Origin of the sequence: Vibrio bathopelagicus (genome assembly GCF_014879975.1) — a bacterium.
In the GTDB taxonomy this organism is placed as follows: domain Bacteria; phylum Pseudomonadota; class Gammaproteobacteria; order Enterobacterales; family Vibrionaceae; genus Vibrio; species Vibrio bathopelagicus.
Map to the genome: position 1 here is coordinate 109,670 of NZ_CP062501.1, position 18,027 is coordinate 127,696.

The 18,027-nt window shown below is 45.4% G+C and carries 19 protein-coding genes; 3 read left to right on the forward strand and 16 right to left on the reverse strand.

The annotated features are described in order from the left end of the window. Positions 1-51: 51 nt before the first annotated feature. The 7 genes from IHV80_RS16970 to IHV80_RS17000 form a co-directional block, all read right to left on the reverse strand. Positions 52-1,086 (reverse strand): sensor histidine kinase, encoded by a 1,035-nt coding sequence (locus tag IHV80_RS16970; protein ID WP_192891547.1) that lies wholly within the window; start codon positions 1,084-1,086, stop codon positions 52-54. Next, positions 1,086-2,378, reverse strand: a complete 1,293-nt coding sequence (locus IHV80_RS16975) for a hypothetical protein (RefSeq protein ID WP_192891548.1) — start codon at positions 2,376-2,378, stop codon at positions 1,086-1,088. Before IHV80_RS16975 ends, IHV80_RS16970 begins: the two co-directional genes overlap by 1 nt. Positions 2,379-2,387: 9 nt before the next feature. Next, positions 2,388-3,164 (reverse strand): outer membrane lipoprotein-sorting protein, encoded by a 777-nt coding sequence (locus tag IHV80_RS16980; protein WP_192891549.1) that lies wholly within the window; start codon positions 3,162-3,164, stop codon positions 2,388-2,390. Then, positions 3,157-4,446 carry an ABC transporter permease gene (locus IHV80_RS16985; protein WP_192891550.1) on the reverse strand — a complete coding sequence of 430 codons (1,290 nt, stop codon included), beginning with the start codon at positions 4,444-4,446 and terminating at the stop codon, positions 3,157-3,159. The genes IHV80_RS16980 and IHV80_RS16985 overlap by 8 nt, the downstream gene beginning before the upstream one ends. After that, a complete protein-coding gene (locus tag IHV80_RS16990) occupies positions 4,434-5,132 on the reverse strand; it encodes an ABC transporter ATP-binding protein (protein ID WP_192891551.1) in 699 nt (232 codons plus the stop codon). The genes IHV80_RS16985 and IHV80_RS16990 overlap by 13 nt, the downstream gene beginning before the upstream one ends. Before the next feature lie 45 nt (positions 5,133-5,177). Continuing rightward, the gene (locus IHV80_RS16995; RefSeq protein ID WP_192891552.1) at positions 5,178-5,852 is read right to left on the reverse strand and encodes a hypothetical protein; all 675 of its coding nucleotides are present in this window, start codon (positions 5,850-5,852) and stop codon (positions 5,178-5,180) included. A gap of 310 nt (positions 5,853-6,162) precedes the next feature. Next, entirely contained in the window at positions 6,163-7,326 is a 1,164-nt protein-coding gene (locus tag IHV80_RS17000) for a hypothetical protein (RefSeq protein ID WP_192891553.1), read from the reverse strand. Positions 7,327-7,461: 135 nt separating this feature from the next. Here IHV80_RS17000 and IHV80_RS17005 point away from each other — a divergent pair, with 135 nt between their 5' ends. Next, complete coding sequence (locus tag IHV80_RS17005) at positions 7,462-7,665, forward strand: hypothetical protein (protein WP_192891554.1); 204 nt, start codon at positions 7,462-7,464, stop codon at positions 7,663-7,665. Here the strand turns inward: IHV80_RS17005 and sodC are convergent. The 5 genes from sodC to IHV80_RS17030 all read right to left on the reverse strand — a co-directional run bounded on the left by sodC (position 7,658) and on the right by IHV80_RS17030 (position 12,418). Continuing rightward, entirely contained in the window at positions 7,658-8,170 is a 513-nt protein-coding gene (sodC, locus tag IHV80_RS17010) for a superoxide dismutase family protein (RefSeq protein WP_192891555.1), read from the reverse strand. The two genes, IHV80_RS17005 and sodC, sit on opposite strands and share 8 nt — an antisense overlap. 40 nt (positions 8,171-8,210) lie before the next feature. Next, positions 8,211-8,672, reverse strand: coding sequence for an ankyrin repeat domain-containing protein (locus IHV80_RS17015; RefSeq protein WP_192891556.1), 462 nt, complete (start codon positions 8,670-8,672; stop codon positions 8,211-8,213). Between the two features lie 113 nt (positions 8,673-8,785). Beyond that, positions 8,786-10,306: a catalase gene (locus IHV80_RS17020; protein ID WP_192891557.1), complete on the reverse strand. Its 1,521-nt coding sequence runs from the start codon at positions 10,304-10,306 to the stop codon at positions 8,786-8,788. 321 nt (positions 10,307-10,627) lie between these two features. Next, on the reverse strand, positions 10,628-11,503 hold the full coding sequence (locus IHV80_RS17025; RefSeq protein WP_192891558.1) for an NAD(P)-dependent oxidoreductase: 876 nt from the start codon (positions 11,501-11,503) through the stop codon (positions 10,628-10,630). A gap of 12 nt (positions 11,504-11,515) precedes the next feature. Beyond that, a complete protein-coding gene (locus tag IHV80_RS17030) occupies positions 11,516-12,418 on the reverse strand; it encodes a LysR family transcriptional regulator (protein ID WP_192891559.1) in 903 nt (300 codons plus the stop codon). A gap of 83 nt (positions 12,419-12,501) precedes the next feature. On the opposite strand from IHV80_RS17030, the gene IHV80_RS17035 reads away from it, so the two are divergent. Next, positions 12,502-12,759 (forward strand): DUF2798 domain-containing protein, encoded by a 258-nt coding sequence (locus IHV80_RS17035; protein WP_192891560.1) that lies wholly within the window; start codon positions 12,502-12,504, stop codon positions 12,757-12,759. Between the two features lie 126 nt (positions 12,760-12,885). On the opposite strand, the gene IHV80_RS17040 is transcribed toward IHV80_RS17035, so the two are convergent. The 4 genes from IHV80_RS17040 to phhA form a co-directional block, all read right to left on the reverse strand. Then, on the reverse strand, positions 12,886-13,602 hold the full coding sequence (locus tag IHV80_RS17040) for a YebC/PmpR family DNA-binding transcriptional regulator (protein WP_004732617.1): 717 nt from the start codon (positions 13,600-13,602) through the stop codon (positions 12,886-12,888). Positions 13,603-13,698: 96 nt separating this feature from the next. Continuing rightward, positions 13,699-13,908, reverse strand: a complete 210-nt coding sequence (locus IHV80_RS17045; protein WP_004732615.1) for a DUF3283 family protein — start codon at positions 13,906-13,908, stop codon at positions 13,699-13,701. 248 nt (positions 13,909-14,156) lie between these two features. Beyond that, complete coding sequence (locus tag IHV80_RS17050) at positions 14,157-14,495, reverse strand: 4a-hydroxytetrahydrobiopterin dehydratase (protein ID WP_192891561.1); 339 nt, start codon at positions 14,493-14,495, stop codon at positions 14,157-14,159. Beyond that, the gene (gene phhA / locus IHV80_RS17055; protein ID WP_102482044.1) at positions 14,485-15,279 is read right to left on the reverse strand and encodes a phenylalanine 4-monooxygenase; all 795 of its coding nucleotides are present in this window, start codon (positions 15,277-15,279) and stop codon (positions 14,485-14,487) included. Before phhA ends, IHV80_RS17050 begins: the two co-directional genes overlap by 11 nt. A gap of 199 nt (positions 15,280-15,478) precedes the next feature. Between phhA and IHV80_RS17060 the strand changes: the two genes are divergently transcribed. Then, positions 15,479-17,479: an acetoacetate--CoA ligase gene (locus IHV80_RS17060; protein WP_192891562.1), complete on the forward strand. Its 2,001-nt coding sequence runs from the start codon at positions 15,479-15,481 to the stop codon at positions 17,477-17,479. Positions 17,480-18,027 lie beyond the last annotated feature (548 nt).

The window sequence follows — 18,027 nt, forward strand, 5'->3', positions numbered from 1 at the left end:
ACTGTAAATCGTCTATTTTTAGTCACAGCTCTGTGCTTGCTGGTCTTAGTTCTAGGATGCTGAGACAGTCATCGGCAACAAGATGATCGACACAACCCCGCCCTCAGCTTGCTCTGTGATCGTCAGGCTCGCCTTGTCACCATAAAGGGTATCGATTCGCTGGCGAATGTTGCTCAGCCCAACACCATGGCCAGCAGCACTAGACTGTGTTTTCAGCCCTACGCCACTGTCTGATACTTCAATTTTCATCTGATCGTCTTGTTGAACAATTCGGATATTTACTTCACCACCAGCGGCTTTGGGTTCGATTCCGTGTGTTAGCGCGTTTTCGACCAGAGGTTGAATCAAGAATGGCGGAATCACTTGCTGGTCGCTGATGCCGTGCGTTTCAATCGAGAACGTCAAACGATCATCTAATCGTATTTTCTGAATGTTCAAATAAGCGTCTAGCAAGTCGACCTCTTGCGCGATGGTCGACTGCTCGGTACGGCTATTTTTCAAAGTAACACGCAACAAATCAGTCAATTTTTCAAGCATCAACTTAGCTTTGGCGCTGTCACTCTCAATCAATACATTGATGGTCGCAAGTGTGTTGAACAAGAAGTGCGGCTCAATTTGGCTTTGCAACTGTTTAAGCTGGCTTAATACCACCACCTTTTCTTGATCAGCCTGACGACGCTTGGCCACTTCCAATTCGTTATCGGCACGTAATTGCTGCTCTCGGGTATAGAAATAGTAATAGCAAACCGAACAGAAGATCACACCCAACAACACCACAGATTTAAGGTCAGAAATATTTGCCCCGAAATATCCGTTCAACCAATAGTGCGCGTTCAAGGTGCCAAAGGTCATCGCGATTACCATTGAGATGCCTACTTCAAGCGTTCTGGATGTTCTCTTGAACAACTTAACCAAGATGAAAGAAGAACCCACCGCGCTATAACCAAAACCAAAACTGATCGCGAGATTCGCCACAAGGTCGCCACCCCAAATAGTCTGGGTTGTAATGGCTATAACTAAACAAAACAAAGTGGTCAGCGAGAAGCTTTTAATCCATGAAAACTGACTGTTTGAAGAAGTGCTCATTAAAATCGTCCTTTGATATTTAAAAGAATCATATGACTATCGGGTAAGTTGGCGTAAGCAGAATCACTTTTACCGCCTAGAAAGCGTGCAGCAAGTTCCAAATCCAACGATGAATCACCATTATCGAAAGCCTGATAATTAAGCCACTGCGTAGCAATAAAGCCACCGTCTTGTGGAGACAGCATGACATCAAATGTTGGCGTGATATCTTCAAGCCAGCCATGTGTCGAATCCAAAGACCAATGAAACATGATGTTGTGTTGAACCAAGTTAGCGTGCTGATAGCCTTGAGCGTAAGAACCTGCCAGTGATGCTGTCATCGGATTATTCGACAAAGACTCAGCATTCTGCAACGCGCTTTGCCACTCAGAATCACTCCAAGCACGGCTATCAAACCAGTATTCCAATACCACATTGTGGCCCGTGTCATTGGCCCATGTTAATCCTGCTAACGCTTGATATGCCTCGCCCTGCTGTTCAAGATAAACCGGTTGGAGCAGTGAGTTGGGCTGGCTGTAACCCAAACTTTGTCGCTGATAAACCATCGAACCGTGAAACTCCCACGCGAGGTTTAATACCGACACCAAGCTCGCTCCTAGTAAACCGTGGCGTACATCGTCGTAATAAGCGACCCATTGATATTCGTGATCGCCTACTAAGTTGTAACGACGTAAGCCAAACCCTTGTTGCTGATTCTGCTTTTCGAACTGATTCACATCTTGGGAAGTCCATGATGAATCGCTGTAAAGCAGTGTCCATTCGCCCGTCATATCGAACAGTGACGCTGAAGCCACACCTGCGCCCTCTTCTGCGACAATGCCCACTGGGTTTTGTCGGTAAGGCTTGATGATGTCTAAAGGTCGATAGCCATAGCCTATGCCCCAATCTAGGCGAACCTTGCCGAGTGTCACATCGAGGTAGTGATCTCCGATTACTGAATTCGACACCTCAACACCACCTTGCCAAAACAACTCGCGCACAATGAATTCCGATTCAAAGCTCGCGTCTTGGTCTTGAGGAGTATTACTCAAAATGTCATTGGCTTTCACGGCAAACAGGCCAAGCCAATTATCATATCCAACCTCTAGATCCAACAAGCCATTGAGTGACTGACGGTTATCAGACGCTAAAGGGCTGAATGGCGACTCTCGCGATTCAACGGCTTCGGCACTCAGTTGCCAATCCCACGCCAAGCTCAATTCATCTGCCTGAACCGTATTGCTCACACAAGACAAAGCAAGCAAAGTAACGGCTGAATACTTGATGTGAAACTTGCGATTGAGAACTTTCATTCCAGCCACCTAAAGCCCAGAAACACTGTTACGCGATAAATAAGCGGGGTTGTAGTATTTATCTACCAAGGCTTGTTCGCTTACCTCGCGGTACTCAATCACGGTTTTCTTACTTGGTTGAATCTTATCGAGTAAGGTCATCGACACCACACTTGGCAAGCCATCACGCACGCCTTCAGTAAACCACGCTTTCTTAGCTAACTTTCCTGAACGCAGATACAAATCCGCTTTAACTGGGAATGCACGATCTGCTGTTAGCCACAGATCAATCGATTGATAACTCGCGCCCTTAGTTTTCGCCATTAGCTTTAAGTGATGGGTATCAAGCTGCTCACCACTCGGCATCTCAACCTGTTGTTCGGAAACCCATTCGCCTTGGTAATCTTCGCTCCACGTCAGAGTCGAGATGTCCCCTACCGAAGCTTCACCCAACAGCTTTTGCATCGGAGTAATACGAATTGGACGGCGAGATTTCGGCATCAGTAACCAATAGTTGTCCTCTATCATCAGCATCTTTTGACCCGCCTCGACCGCCGACTTGAACACAACCAACGACTCTCTGTTTGGTCTTGTGTAGACGTTGTATTCACGGGTTTTGTCTAGTTGCTCGTCTTGATATAGCGCGACCAGAGAAACCACTTTCGACGCTTGTTCGCTGTTCAAGCGGTAGCTGTCTGCCTTGGCGATCATCTCGGTAACTTGTTGTGAATCGACAGCCCAGCTTGACGACGGTGCTAGAGCCAACACAGAACCTAAAATAGTGAGTGAACGAGTAAATTTATACATAAACTAGCGCCTCCGTGATTGGCTTATTTACGCCTTTGCGAGCAGAGAAATAAGCGGCCAGTAAACAGATCGTCAGCACACCTAAGGTGGCGTAACCAACCAATTCCAATGAGAAATAAATGTTGAGTGGGTAACCTTCTGTTCTGCCGGGAGGTGGTGGCATTTGCACATCAACCACCAGCAATAATACCGACACTAAGCCACTCACTAGCGCGCCTATCGCACTACCAATCACAGCCAGTAAGCCCGCCTCTTTTAAGAAGCCTGCGACGATTTCAGAAGGGTAACTACCAAGAGCCGATAAAGTGCCTATTTCACGAGTGCGCTCAGTCACCGACATGGTCATGGTGTTAAACAGCGACACGAACACTACCAATGCCATCACCGCGCCCATAATGCCGAAGATCCGGTCGTAAAGATCTTTAACCTTGGTGTAGAAAAACGCGCGATCTTGCCATGGGGTGATCTCTATTTCAGAACCTTGTTGAGCATCTTGCTTGTCCAAAGCCATTCGAATGCGTTGTTGAACCGTCGATGTCTTGTTGGTTTCAAAAAGGAATACCGACAAGGTGCTAACTTTGTCTGAAGCTAAAAGCTCTTGAGCTGTCGTGATGTGTACGTACAACTGACGCTTATCCAACTCAGGCACGCCAGTCGAGTAAATGCCTTGCACCTTAAAATCAAAAGCATTCAATGCGCCGTCACTGGTGGTAGCGAGCAGCGTCACCCAATCACCAACAGCAACCTTGAGGTTACGAGCAAGGTCGGTTCCGAGCATAACTTGGGGTTCTTGGCTGTCGTACCTTGGCGATTTCACATCCGAGAGTGTTTGCCCACTGCGCACATCTAAGAAAGGCCCTTTCATATCAAACTCGCGCTCATTCACACCCGTGCCCATAAAAATGGTCGACTTGCTACCGTTAGAAACCAAACCGCTGAAATAGACTCGTGGCTGCACACCTCGTACGTCACTATCGCCAATGATGCTCTTGGTTAGCGCTTGAACGTTATCCAGACCATTACTCAACGGCATATCTTCGTCTTGTTCAAAATAACCCGGCGTGCTCAAAGTAAGATGACCAGTATCGCGCGCGGTTGATTCGCGCAGAGATTCATAGGTGTAAAGCCCATAGCCTCCTGCCGACGTCAGCGCAAACACTGCTATCGCGATAATCAATACCGACAACAAACTGCGTCGACCGTTTCTCAATAAATTAAGCCACGCCAAACGCACCGAGGTAGGAAACAAAAAAGTGCTCATTCTTTGTGTTAACTTGCCCATGAGATGGCCTCCATTGCTGTGGCTTGTGGTGCCAGTTGGCCGTCGATAAGTTCAATCACTCGGTCACAACGCTGCGCCATTCTTGGGTCGTGCGTTGCGACAATAAAGGTGGTGCCCATTTCGTGTCCGAGCTCTTTCATAATGTCGATCACCAGGTTGGCGGTATGGCTGTCTAAGCTGGCAGTCGGCTCATCGGCAATCACTAGGCTTGGGTTGTGGATCAGTGCTCTGGCTATCGCGACACGTTGCTGCTGACCGCCTGAAAGGTTGTCTGGACGGTGATGAACGTAATCCCCTAGCCCAACACGCTCTAACATGTCTTGCGCTCTGGTCTGCTGTTCTTGCTTAGAGCATTGATTCAGCATTAATGGGTAAGCGACGTTCTCAAGCGCTGTCATCACAGGAACCAGATTGAAGCGCTGAAACACAAAACCCAACGACTGACGACGAAAGCGCGCAGCAGCAATCTGCTCTGTTGGATACGCTTTGCCATCAATATGAATCTCGCCTCGATAGTCCATATCCAACAAACCAAGGATATTCAAAAGTGTGCTTTTTCCAGACCCAGACGGGCCACATAGCGCCACCATTTCACCGCGTTTGATCTGACCATCGACTCCCTTGAGTGCGTCTACGCTTTGACCACCCGTAACATACGCTTTGCCGATACCTTTAAATTCAATCATTTCATTGCCCTCTGATTACCCATCATTCTTTAGCGTTTGCTGCTGTTACTTTGCTTTCGCAAGGAGGGCTTTGGCCGTCATGGTCTCGATGTTTCCGGCATCAGTACTTTCCATTTTTTTAAGCCACACCTGTGCTTGCTCGAAGTCTTCAGCACGAATCGATGCCGTAATTGCATAACGGTAAATCCAAGATGTCGCAGCGAAATGCTGTTGCTGGAAAACATCTTCAGCCAGTAGCGAGAGGAACAGGTCATAACCACGATCAAAATGGTTAAACATGTCTGGCAGAGAGGTGTAAGTAACCGCGGCCATTGCGCGAGTCAGGTAAGAATCTGGTAATCCTTGAACACGAGGTTGCTCATGAATCGGTTGATCTTCGTCTTTAAGCAGCACTAGTGATTTATCAATGGTCGATAAGCCCTTCTCCACATACTTCATCTTGTTCCAAGGTAAGAACGCGTCACGCCCCATCAGGGTTTCAGTGCTTCCTAGGTACACCAAGGTTAGCGGCGTAGCGCCGTCTTGCTGCAGCGTGTCATTGAGGCGTTCATACGCCACCTCAACCAAGTCTTCATTGCCTTGCGCCGCTTGGTTGTAGATATCTAGCACGTCTGAACTTGGGTTAGCTAGCGCCAACGTTGGAGCCAGCGAAGTAAACCCAATTAAAAGTGAACGACGAAACAGAGCAGTAAGTGAGTTGGAAGTGTTTAAAGCAGTCATGATGTGTAATCCCTTTCAAATGTTGACGTTGAAAGGTTAACCACAAACTGTCACGCCGTTTTATCAATGCGACGAATGGTAATAATAAGGAGTGAATGGCTGAGTTAGGGCGTGAGTGGGGAACGCAAAGCAAAGTAGCGGACTTTCCTTCATCCCAACCTGAGGCTGTTATTATGGTTAAAAATACAATAGGTTGCAGCACAAGAGGAACATATGCGCCATTAAAAAAGAGACTCCAATGAGCCCCTTTTCTATTTCAATTTATCTGAGATATTCGCTAACTTTTTATAGCTCTTCTTTGTTCTCTTTATCAAACTGGAACATGATGTTCTTCTACTTTGACTTTATGAAGATGGCTCATCTTATGATTGTTAACGAAGTCTTTTCCGTCCACAAATTTCGTTTTCGTACCATTAGTAATTGTTGCAATGGTATTTCCAAAGACGGCGTCAGTATGACGGGCATATTCACTCATCGTGGTCTTAACGCCGCGATCAGCAAACTTTTTCTCCATCATTCGAGAATACGTAACGAATTCAGCAGGTGTAATTTTCTCGTTCAGTTTCGCGTTGCTTACAACCTCGTTCACAACATCTGTTCCCAATAACGATTCATCAAGGTTGTTTAAGATCTCCGCTGCTTTCTTGGGATGTACTGTCGGTGCCCTTTCACAGGTATACAACCCATAAAGGAACTCGACAATCATCTCAATGCTTTCTTTCTCGTGTCCCCCCATCAAATAACTGCCGTTTCCTACTGAACCTCCCTGATATTTGCTCTCGCCATTGAGGTGCTTAGCTAAGTTGCCATCGGGCTTTATGCCGACACCTATGTCGAAGAAGTAATCCCCTTTATTTAAAGCCAGTAAAGAGACCATGTTCTTTGCAAAAGCTGGACTACCGTGATTGATACTCGCCTCATACAACTCAGTCATCTTCTGAGCAATTTCTGGCGTTGACATATTTTTCTTAGTTAGCAACTCATCAACGGAAACGAACTTAACATTCTCAGGAATCTCGACGCGTGAGTCGTAACATGTTCGCCCTTCAGTACGTCTATCGACATAAATGATATGTTTTACCTTCGGGGTGATTTTTGCATTACTAATCACATTTAACAGACCATGTTCCTTTTCAACACTGGGAATAATATTGTCTTCGCCACTTTCGGCTTTAGTGTTTACCCAACAATAAGCAATGGTCTTGGTTGGAAGTTTAGAAAAGGTCGGTTTCGCGCACAACAAGGAACTGAATCCACGCTTTTTCTTGTCTTCTTTTAATGGAGTTAATGTTATGTCGGCGTTTTCGTCATTGCGTTCAGCCATGACTCTTTCTCGATTTTCAGCCCAACGCTGATTATCGGCTTGAGTAACTGTAAGCTCCTCCTTTCGAGCCAAACGCTGTTGATTAGCTCGCTCTTGGGGTGATTGTTGTGTTTGTTCTGTGTGGGTACTCGGTGAAGATTGATATCGCATTAAATTGCCTCTAACCATCAAAATGTAAGCAATTGTAACAATACGATAAATTTATCAACCAAATAAAGAGTGGTGATAAAACAACCACTAAAATGGATGTTTTTACTAACAAAAAGCTCGTCATGAAGGATGAGTGTGCGTGAGTTAGTTCCTCATTTTTACAATGAAACAAGTAAATCAAGATTAGATGACTTTTTAGTCTCTTCTGCTTCGCCCAAACTGAAGCCTAATCCATTTATACCCATTCCGCGTCAACGAACAGGTTTCATCCCTACCTATAAAAAACGCTCCAGCGTAGTTGGAGCGCTTTTAACGACTTTTAAAAAGGGAATTACTTAATCACGCCACATACAATGCGTGCACCACCACCGCCAAGTTTAGCTGGGTGGTCCGAATGGTTGTCACCGCCAGCGTGGATCATCAACGCTCTGCCTTTCACGTCATCTAATGTAACTCTTGGCGCCATTACTGGCTGGTCAGCTACGCCATGAGCATTAACGTAAAGCGACGGTAAATCACCAAGATGATTATCATCAGTCCAAGGGAAACCATGCTTGCCCGTATTTTCCGGGTCATAATGTCCGCCTGCAGCTCCACCGAGAATGATTTTTCCATCTTTGGTGATGCTGTCGCATGAACCATTCACGTGTACATGGAAGCCATGTGTACCAGCAGGTAAACCTTTCAATTCAGGCGTAAAGACAGCTCCGTATTCACTTGAGCTTATCATTACAGTTCCGGTTGACTGACCCGAGCCAAGATCGATCATTTCAACATTCACTACTTCAGCAAAAACCGGAGAAGAAATAAGAGCAAGTGCAGCAAGCCATGTTGTTTTATTCATTTTGTTACGTCCTTTTATTGTTATTTGCACAATTCGTTTATTACTGAAGGGATTTCAGCACATTGGATTGACCATAGATTTCGGCAAATTCTTTCAAATTAAGTCCTGCTTTATTACGCAACTCTGGGGAACACTCTGCTTGGTACAAGTCTTTCGCAATACTAATTTCGCGTTTAATCAATGCCCCCATCAAAGCGGTGTTTCCACGTTTGTCTTGCAGGCATGCATTGGCACCCGAATCGAGTAAAAGCCCCACGGTTTCTCTGTTTCCTTGATAAGCGGCCACCATGAGTGCGGTATAACTTTGGTTATTGCGTTGATCAACGGGGAAGCCTTGAGAAACAAATGCATCGACCACTTCATTGTTACCAATACGAGCGGCATCAAAGAACAACCCAACCAGAGATTGGTATTCCTCTTCCAGTTTGTCGTCAGCAGCCAATAAGCTGAGCGAGGAGATCAAAGAGAAAATAACGGAGCTGAGTAAAAATACGATTTTCATTTATTCCCCCTAACTAACAAGATTAGAGAATGGCCTACAGGAGCCCTGATTTTCGGGCAGAAAAGAGCAGATAAATCTCCCGCAGGCCAAAACTTTACGTCTTACGTTGTTGCTTAATTGTTCGCTTGTGAGAGTTTTTCCACTCGTGACATACTGGTGCCAGTTGCTTTAGCCAAACGCGTTCCATATTGTTTGTCTGCACGATAGAAGTAGCTCACCATCGTCGTTTTGATGTCTTTGTCCGTCACTTTATTCAAGTCACCAGCGAGGTTAGCAATCAAATCACGTTTGTCTTGTTCATTCATGCTGCGGTACTGCACACCCGCTTGATAGAAGTTTCGTGGATTACTGATCGCTTTTTGTTGCACCGTACCAACAAGCTTGGTTTCTACGGCTTTGAATTGAGCATCTTCTGCCAACTCTAGCTTTCGGCTTGGCTCATAGTTAACATCACCATGGCTTAGCGATGCATTATTACTCAAACCATTTTGGTTATGGTTGCTCACTGGCGCTAGCGGGCGGTTTACTGGCAGTTGGAACAGGTTCGCACCCAAGCGGTAAAGCTGCGTATCTGAGTAAGCAAACAAACGACCTTGTAGCAAACGGTCTTCCGACGGCTCAATGCCTGGAATCAAGTTAGAAGGCGAAAATGCCGACTGTTCCGTGTCTAAAAAGAAATTTTCAGGTAAACGGTTCAACGTCATTGTGCCTACTTTTTTATCCGGCACATTCAGCCATACCTTAGTTGCATCAAGCCCGTTGTAATCAAGCTTGCTCAACGCCTCCGGAGACAATACCTTCACGTAAAGATCCCACTTAGGGTAATTACGTCGGCCAATTTCAGCATAAAGGTCATTGGTCAGATGGTTGAAATCTTTACCTTGCATCTCAGTGACTTGATCAGGGCGAAGGCTTTTAATGCCTTGCTGGCTCTTCCATTGGAACTTCACATAGTTCACATCGCCTTGCTTATTGATCCACTTATAGGCATGAACCCCAAATCCATCCATAGTGCGGTAACTCGCTGGCGTACCTAAATTGCTGTACACCCAAGTCAACATGTTGGTCGCACCCGGCTCACTGCTGAAAAAGTCGAAGAATCGGTTTGGATCCTGAACATTAGTTACTGGAGACGGTTTAAGGGAGTGCACCATATCCGGAAACTTAATCGAATCACGAATAAAGAACACAGGCAGATTATTCCCAACCAGGTCCCAGTTACCCTGTTCAGTATAAAATTTAGTGGCGAAACCACGTGGGTCGCGAAGTGTTTCTGGCGATCCTTTAGAGTGAATAACGGTCGAAAAACGAACGAAAACAGGAGTCACCTTACCTTTATTAGTAAAAGGGTCGGAAACCGTTAAATCACTAAAATTACCAGAAGCGACGAATTCACCATGTGCGCCCGTCCCACGAGCATGAACAACACGCTCAGGAATACGTTCTCTGGCAAAACGCTGCAATTTTTGGATCAGGTGTACATCTTGCAGTAATACACTGCCATTCTCACCTGCTGTTATGGAGTTTTGGTTATCACCTACAGGTGCACCGTTGTCTCTTGTCAGGGTTTGAGCCTGTAGAGATATGCTGGCTAAGCCAACTGTAATTAATAAAAAGCTTTTTGACATCTGCATGGTTGCTCTCCAATGCGTGCTAACCATTAAACCAGTCGAGTGGTTAATGGATATTCAAAAGCTCTTTTCTGCCCACCAAGAATATAACTTCAATGTTTACATTTGTTTAATGGGAAATAACGATAGATTCAATAGGTGAAAACGATGGAACGGTTAAGTGTGATTGGGGTGAGGTAAAACACAGTCCAATTTTGATGTTCAAAACCCTGCTTCATCTGTACTTCTATACAACCAAAACAAAAATAGCCGCTAATAAGCGGCTATTTTTAGTTATCTAAACGAAGCTTCTATTACTTCGATCTTTCTACTTCTTCGTCTCTTCTATTTTTTAGTCTCTTCAACTACCGCTTTCATCAATACTGATGTATCCATGCGGCCTTGTCCTTCAGCAGACAGTGCCTTGTATGCGTTGTTGGTCTTTTCCGTCAATGGAAGTTGGATGCCTTGACGCTCAGCTTCATCTAAGCAGAAGCCTAAGTCTTTGATCATCCAATCAATTGCAAAGCCGAAATCAAATTTATCTTGCGCCATTGTGGTAGCACGGTTTTCCATCTGCCATGAGCCAGCAGCGCCATTTTTAAGGCAATCAACCAGAGTTTGTATATCCAAACCTGATTTCTCTGCAAGCACCAAGCCTTCGGAAAGGCCATTCAATACACCTGCAATGCAGATCTGATTAACCATTTTCGCACGTTGACCTTGGCCTACTTTACCCATCAGAACCGACGACTTTCCGTAAGCTTCGAATACAGGTTGAAGGTCGTCAAACAGCTCTGGTTCGCCACCACACATGATGGTTAACACGCCGTTTTCTGCGCCCGCTTGGCCACCAGATACTGGTGCATCCATAAAGCGAACACCCGCTTGCTTCGCTGCAACTTCAAGCTCTTCAGACAGAATTGCCGAGGTTGTGGTGTGATCAACAAGAATCGCGTTTGGCTTCATTGCGGCCAGAGCGCCTGTTTCGCTGGTCGTCATGCTGCGCACGTCGTCATCGTTGCCCACACAAACCAATACTACGTCAGCTTCTGCGACACATTCAGCCACGCTCTCAGCAGCTTTACCTTGGTGTTTATCAGCCCAGTCTAATGCTTTGCTGTGAGTGCGGTTAAATACCGTCACTTCAAAACCGGCTTTGACTAGGTGGCCTGCCATTGGGAAACCCATTACGCCTAGCCCGATAAAACTTACTTTCATTTCTTACTCCTTTTATTTGACCAAGTCATCGCTATGAAAAGATCGAACACTCTCAATCAATGCATCAATAAGCAGGGTCAAAGCCTTTGGCTGATATTTTCTTTCTTTGTACACTAAATACGCTTGGCGATCACCCCGATGATACTCAGGAAGTACTTGAATCAGATTCATTTCCGGGGATACATGACGAAAAGGCAGTGAAGCAAGCCCCAAGCCTTTTTGCGCCGCGGCTGCCACTGCATGAATATCGTTAACGATGAACTTGGGTTTTATCGTGATCATCTGCTCTAAGCGGTCAGATTTGTAGAGCGGCATATCAAACACATCATCGACACTAATCCACTCTTGATGCTCGAGATCGTCTGGATTTTTAATCTCATCACGCGAATCTAAATATTCTGGGCTTGCGAAAAACCCGTGCTTGGCCTTAAACAATGGCCGCGCAATCATGCCGTCCATGTCGGAAATTTTAAACGAGATCAACAAGTCACGATCCGTTTCAGGAACGACTTGCTGCTGACTCAGGATGAGATTGAGCTGCACTTTTGGGTACTCAGCAAGAAACTGCTCGACAGTCGGGCGAAGAAAACCACTATAGAAGTTATGAGGCACCGCGAGCTTTATCTTACCTTGAATCGCATCGCGCTCTTCAAGCAAGCTGCTAAAACCTTGATGCAGGGATTCCATGCCACTACTTAGCGCCGCAAAGGCCGCCTCACCGTCTTTGGTGGCCACCAGCTCTCGTCCTTTCTTTTCTAAAAGGCGGATGCTCAGGCGCTCTTCCAACGCGGTTAACCGACGCGACATGGTCGACACAGGCAGTTGTAACCGTTTCGAGGCCGATAACAAAGAGCCCTCTTCCACTACAGTGCAAAACAGGAATAGATCATCAATGTTTCCAAATATGGAATTCATACTTCTATATGTGCCTATTTTTCTCATTTATGGATAAGAGTAACCTTAATGTATTCCAATAATAAAATCACTAAGGAGAACGGATGAACAACAAACTTCATTGGGTTACAGCGATATTGTCTTCACTGGTCATGGCTATCATGATGTCGGGGATCATATCGGGGTATAAGGTGGGTTTCAGCCAAGCATGGCCACCAATTTGGTTAAACAGCTTTTTGATTGCTTGGCCGTGTGCACTCACACTGAGCCTAACCCTATTACCACAAGTCAGAAAAGTCGCCGAGTGGCTATGTCGCCCGAGATCAAAAACGATAACTAAAGCTAACTTATGCGAAGATTAAGAGCATGAATTCAAAGGTTATTAATAGAACCACCGGAACAATGATCAAGGTATTTAATCATTGTTACCGACATAAAAAAACCGAGCACTAGGCTCGGTTTTTTAATAACTGTTGTTACTGTAAAGATTACAGCTCAGCGTTGTGGTAAACCTGCTGAACATCATCACAGTCGTCAAGCATGTCTAAGAATTTTTGGAACTTCTCAGAATCTTCTTCAGCTACTGGCGTAGTTGTTTGAGGAACGAACGTGATTTCCTCTACGTCTAGAGTTAGCTCAGGGAACGCAGTGTGTAGTGCAGTCTTCGTTTTGAAGAACTCAGTCGTTGGAGCGAATACAGTGATAACACCGTCTTCTAGCTCAACGTCAGTCACGTCTACGTCTTCCATCATTAACGTTTCTAGGATGATCTCGTCATCTTCGCCTGCAAACTGGAATACAGCTTGGTGAGCGAACATGTGAGAAACAGTACCTTCAACACCGATTTTCGCGCCAGTTTTAACGAAACATTGGCGAACGTCTTGGAAAGTACGGTTGCCGTTGTCAGTTAGACAGTCAACGATTACGCTTGTGCCACCAGGGCCAAAACCTTCGTAACGAGCTGGTTGGAAGTCTTCACCGCCGCCGCCGTTCGCTTTATCGATCGCTTTGTCGATAACGTGAGCTGGTACTTGGTCTTTCTTCGCTTTAGCAATCAGGTGCTTAAGAGGTAAGTTCATGTCTGGGTCAGAGCTGCCGTTCTTAGCCAGTACGTAAATCTCTTTACCGTATTTAGAATAAACTTTAATTTTTGCGCCTGCAGTTTTCGCCATTGAGGCCTTGCGCACTTCAAAACTTCTTCCCATCGGGATCTTCTCTCTGATTCAATTAACGGTGCAAATTCTAGCAAATTACTGTGTCATTTCAATTCTACAGCTTTGCTGGGTAAGGTTTATCTGCGTTTATGCGACACCCATTACCCGTTTGTATTTTTCAACAGACTGATCAAACCAAGCCTTTTCTTCTGGATCACCTAGCTTCATTGCTTCTTCAACAATGGCTTCAGGGCCACATTTCGCTTGCTTCAGTTTCCATACAAGAAACGATGCTTGCTTATCCAGTTCGATTTTATTTTTCTCACTGGGTGGAAGGAGTGAAAGGTTGATAGACATTATTAGCCTTCGTCTGTAATACGCTTGGCCGAGAAATATATCATAGAGCAGCCTCATAAAACCAATACTATGAGCAATAGTGAGGGCTGTCGGACGAGAAAGCAGCAAGTCGCTGATGCAGGTCAAGCAACTTTGAGAGAAGTTGTGCACCTTGATGAGAAAGTATCTAGTATTCGGCTCACCTAATGAGCCGAATAATGAGGTAATCACATCACTAAGGTGGCAAGGATAACCCCTAATCCAAAATACTATTCACTCACCGCCAACACATCGCAGCGTGAGGCGCAGATGAAGTCATTCTTGTGGAGGCCTTTGATTGAGTGGCTCCACCAAGTGACGGTGACTTTACCCCACTCCAATAAGATCGAAGGGTGATGGAATTCTTCTTCTGCCAACTCTGACACTTTGTTGCTGAATGCCCATGCTTGTTTGTAGTTCTTAAACTTGAACACCTTCTCAAGCTGCGGGATGCCGTCTCTTTCCATGATCTGCCAATCCGACAATTCCATTAGTAAAGACTGTTGCTCATCTTTACTTAGGGCAATTGCGTCGATACTGCAGGCTTCGCATTTTTGTTCATTCAACATGTGTTGGTTCCTTAGGTTCAAAAAGTGGTGGTAGTAATCCCTCGTCTATCGCGAGATCAGCTTGCTGCAATAGGTTTTCCTGACTGATTTTGAAGAGCTCAGACAGCTCATCAATCACGTAATATTTCGGTTGTATGATGTCGATGCGATAAGGGGTTCTTAAAACCGTTTGCAGATCGAACCGCTCACGAACGGCCAAATCCCCTTCCAACGCATACATGGTTTCCGCCGGAGACGAAAGAATGCCACCGCCATAGATTTTCAGTCTATGACCTTCTTTTACTAAACCGAACTCAACCGTAAACCAATACAAACGGGCAAGATACGCGCGCTGTTTAGGTGTGGCTGCTTGGCCTAGTTTTCCGTAGTGCTCAGTGAATGTCGCAAAATCGGCATTGGTGAGCATGGCACAATGGCCGAAAATTTCATGAAAGAAATCAGGTTCTTGTAAATAATCGAACTCGTCTCGCGTTCTCAAAAATGTCGCAACTGGGAATTTCTTGTTGGCGAGCAAATCAAAGAAACGATCGAAATCGATCAATGCAGGCACAGGCTGTACCTGCCAACCTGTTGTTTCCATTAGCACTTTGTTTATCTCTGGAAGCTGGGGAACTCTGTCTAATGGCAGATCCAGCAGGGTCAAACCGTGCAAATAAGCATCGCATGCGCGGTCATTAATTACGTCCAATTGCCTTTTCACTAAGTCGTGCCAAATGGCGTCTTCTTCGAGGCTCCACTCAACCCATCCCTCTTGGCTCACGGGCTTAGAATGATATTGAGTCATTACACACCTCCTTTCGAATGTCTCCCTTTAAGCCTATCTCCACTCCCTATATCCGCCAATTTGCGCGATTTTTCGAAATAAGCGATCGTGTAACATTTTATTTACACAGTTCAGCCGCTCCCTTATTTTGCTGATCTTTTGACTTTGTAAAACCTAAATACCAGACTGAAAACGTTAACTTTTTGTTAAAGGTAAAGGAATGCGCGAAAACAATAAGCCAGTTTGGCAGCCTAGCGAGCAACGCAACGCAGACGCCAACTTAACCCAATTCATGAATAGCCTTGATCAGCAGGGCGTACTCGGGCGGGAATTACAAAACTACACGGATCTCCATCAATGGTCTGTAGAACATCCAGAGTCGTTTTGGCAAAACGTATGGCAGTTTTGTGGAATGGTCGGCTCGCAAGGGAGTGACATCAAAACGCAAGGTGAAAGCCGCTGGCAGCAGCCTAAATCGAATCGTGATGCGGTTTGGTTTCCGAATGCGCAAGTAAACTACGCCGAGAACTTACTGCGTTTGGCGCAAACCATGCCTGATGAGCGTGCGATTTGGTTTGAGAATGAGCGTGGCGAGCAACAAAGTTATACATGGAAAACCTTGTGTGAAGCTGTCTCTAGCGCTCAACAATGGCTTGTTGATAGCGGAGTTCAACAAGGTGATGTGGTTGCTGCTTATACGCCTTATCTACCGCAAACCGTTATAGCGATGCTGGCAACCACCAGCTTAGGCGCGATATGGACGTCAACCTCGCCTGATTTCGGTGTAGAGAGCGTGATTGAGCGGTTTGGCCAAGTGAAACCCAAGGTGTTGTTCACCTGTGATGGCTATACCTTCAATGGCAAAACGTTCGATATGACGGACAAGAATAGTGAAATCATCGAGCACTTAAACGCGCTAAAACAGGTGTGTCAGATCGGTTATTTAAAACCAAGAGGTGATTTAGAGAAGAATGACTTTGAAAATGATGTGTCGACCCGAAGCTGGCACAGCATCATTAATCACTATCAGCCGAAACCTGTGCAATTTGTGCGTGTCGGCTTCAATGAACCATTGTTTATGCTCTACTCTTCCGGCACCACAGGCAAGCCAAAGTGTATTGTCCATTCTGTAGGTGGCACTACCATCAACCACCTAAAAGAGCATCAGCTTCATTGCGATATTAAACCGAGAGATCGCGTGTTCTACTACACCACTTGTGGTTGGATGATGTGGAACTGGCACGTATCTGCGCTCGCAAGCGGAGCTTGTTTGGTGATCTTTGATGGTAGCCCAGTTTACCCGCAACCCAATGTATTGTGGGACTTGGCACAGCGCGCCGATGTATCTCTGTTTGGCACCTCAGCCAAGTATCTAGAAGCAATTGAAAAGGCAGAGCTCTCGCCAATCGAAAGCCATTCTCTTCCTCACTTAAGAACCCTGTGCTCAACGGGTTCAGTGCTTTACCCTGAGCAGTTTGATTACGTTTACAAACACATCAAACAAGACCTGCATTTAGCGTCCATTTCTGGCGGCACGGATATTTGTGGATGCTTTGTGTTGGGTAACCCAATCTCGCCGGTGTATCGCGGTGAGTGCCAACAGGCCGGGCTCGGAGTTGACATCAAGGTGTTCAATTCGTCTGGTCACAAGGTTAATCATGAACGTGGCGAACTGGTGTGTACAAATTCCCTACCCAACTTCCCTGTTGGCTTCTGGAATGACACCGGAGAGCGCTACCACAGCACCTATTGGGATAAGTTCGATAATGTGTGGCATCACGGTGACGAAGTCGCGCAGAGCGTTCATGGCGGCTATCTATTCTATGGACGAGGCGACACCACACTTAACCCCGGTGGCGTACGAATTGGTACTGCCGAGATCTACCAACAAGTGAACACCATTGAGGGCATCATCGATTCCATCGCCGTTGGTAAAGATGTCGACCGCAATGAGCAGATATGGCTGTTTGTTCAGTTGCAGCAAGGCATAGCGTTAGATGACCAGTTGGTGACAACAATTAAGAACAAACTCAAGTCATCTTGCTCACCAAGGCATGTGCCGAGCCAAATTTTTACTATCAGCGATGTGCCAAAAACACGCTCAGGAAAACTGGTGGAATTAGCGGTGAAACAGATAGTAAATGGCAAGGATGTAGAAAACCTCGGAGCAATCGCTAACGCCGAAATCTTAGAAGAGATAAAACGCGTTGTTTCGCTCTAACGTTGAGCCTTAGAAAGCGGCTAACTATCTCCAATTTTCTCTTGGCTGTCAGATAACATCTGTAGTAAAGGCAGCCGATTGAAAACCGATGACTGAGTTAAGCAATCAACGGGAGAAGTATTAAATACTGAACACTTTAAGCAGCCCTTGATTGGCCGATAAAAACCGAATCTAAACGACTATTTAAGCTCGTGAATCCTCGCCTCAGTATGGCCCCCTGCCTTTTCTAAAGATCTTAATGCGATCTGCTCATCATATTTAAAACAAAAATAGAAAATTAATCATTTTATAGCCTGAGATAATATTCACTAAAGACGAATCATTTATACAAAAAAAGAGTCCACCACTGGGTTGTATTCAAGCTTATGGATATTTAATCGAATTATAATAATTTCCGTTTACACAGGCCCATTTCTAGTGAAATGATAATTTGATAGCTATCACATTTAGAACAGTTATTTTCCCATACTATCTCGGCATGTTAATTACCTAAGAGTAATTAAAAACCTAGTCATTGTTATTAATAATCTTGAATTCAATTAGAAATA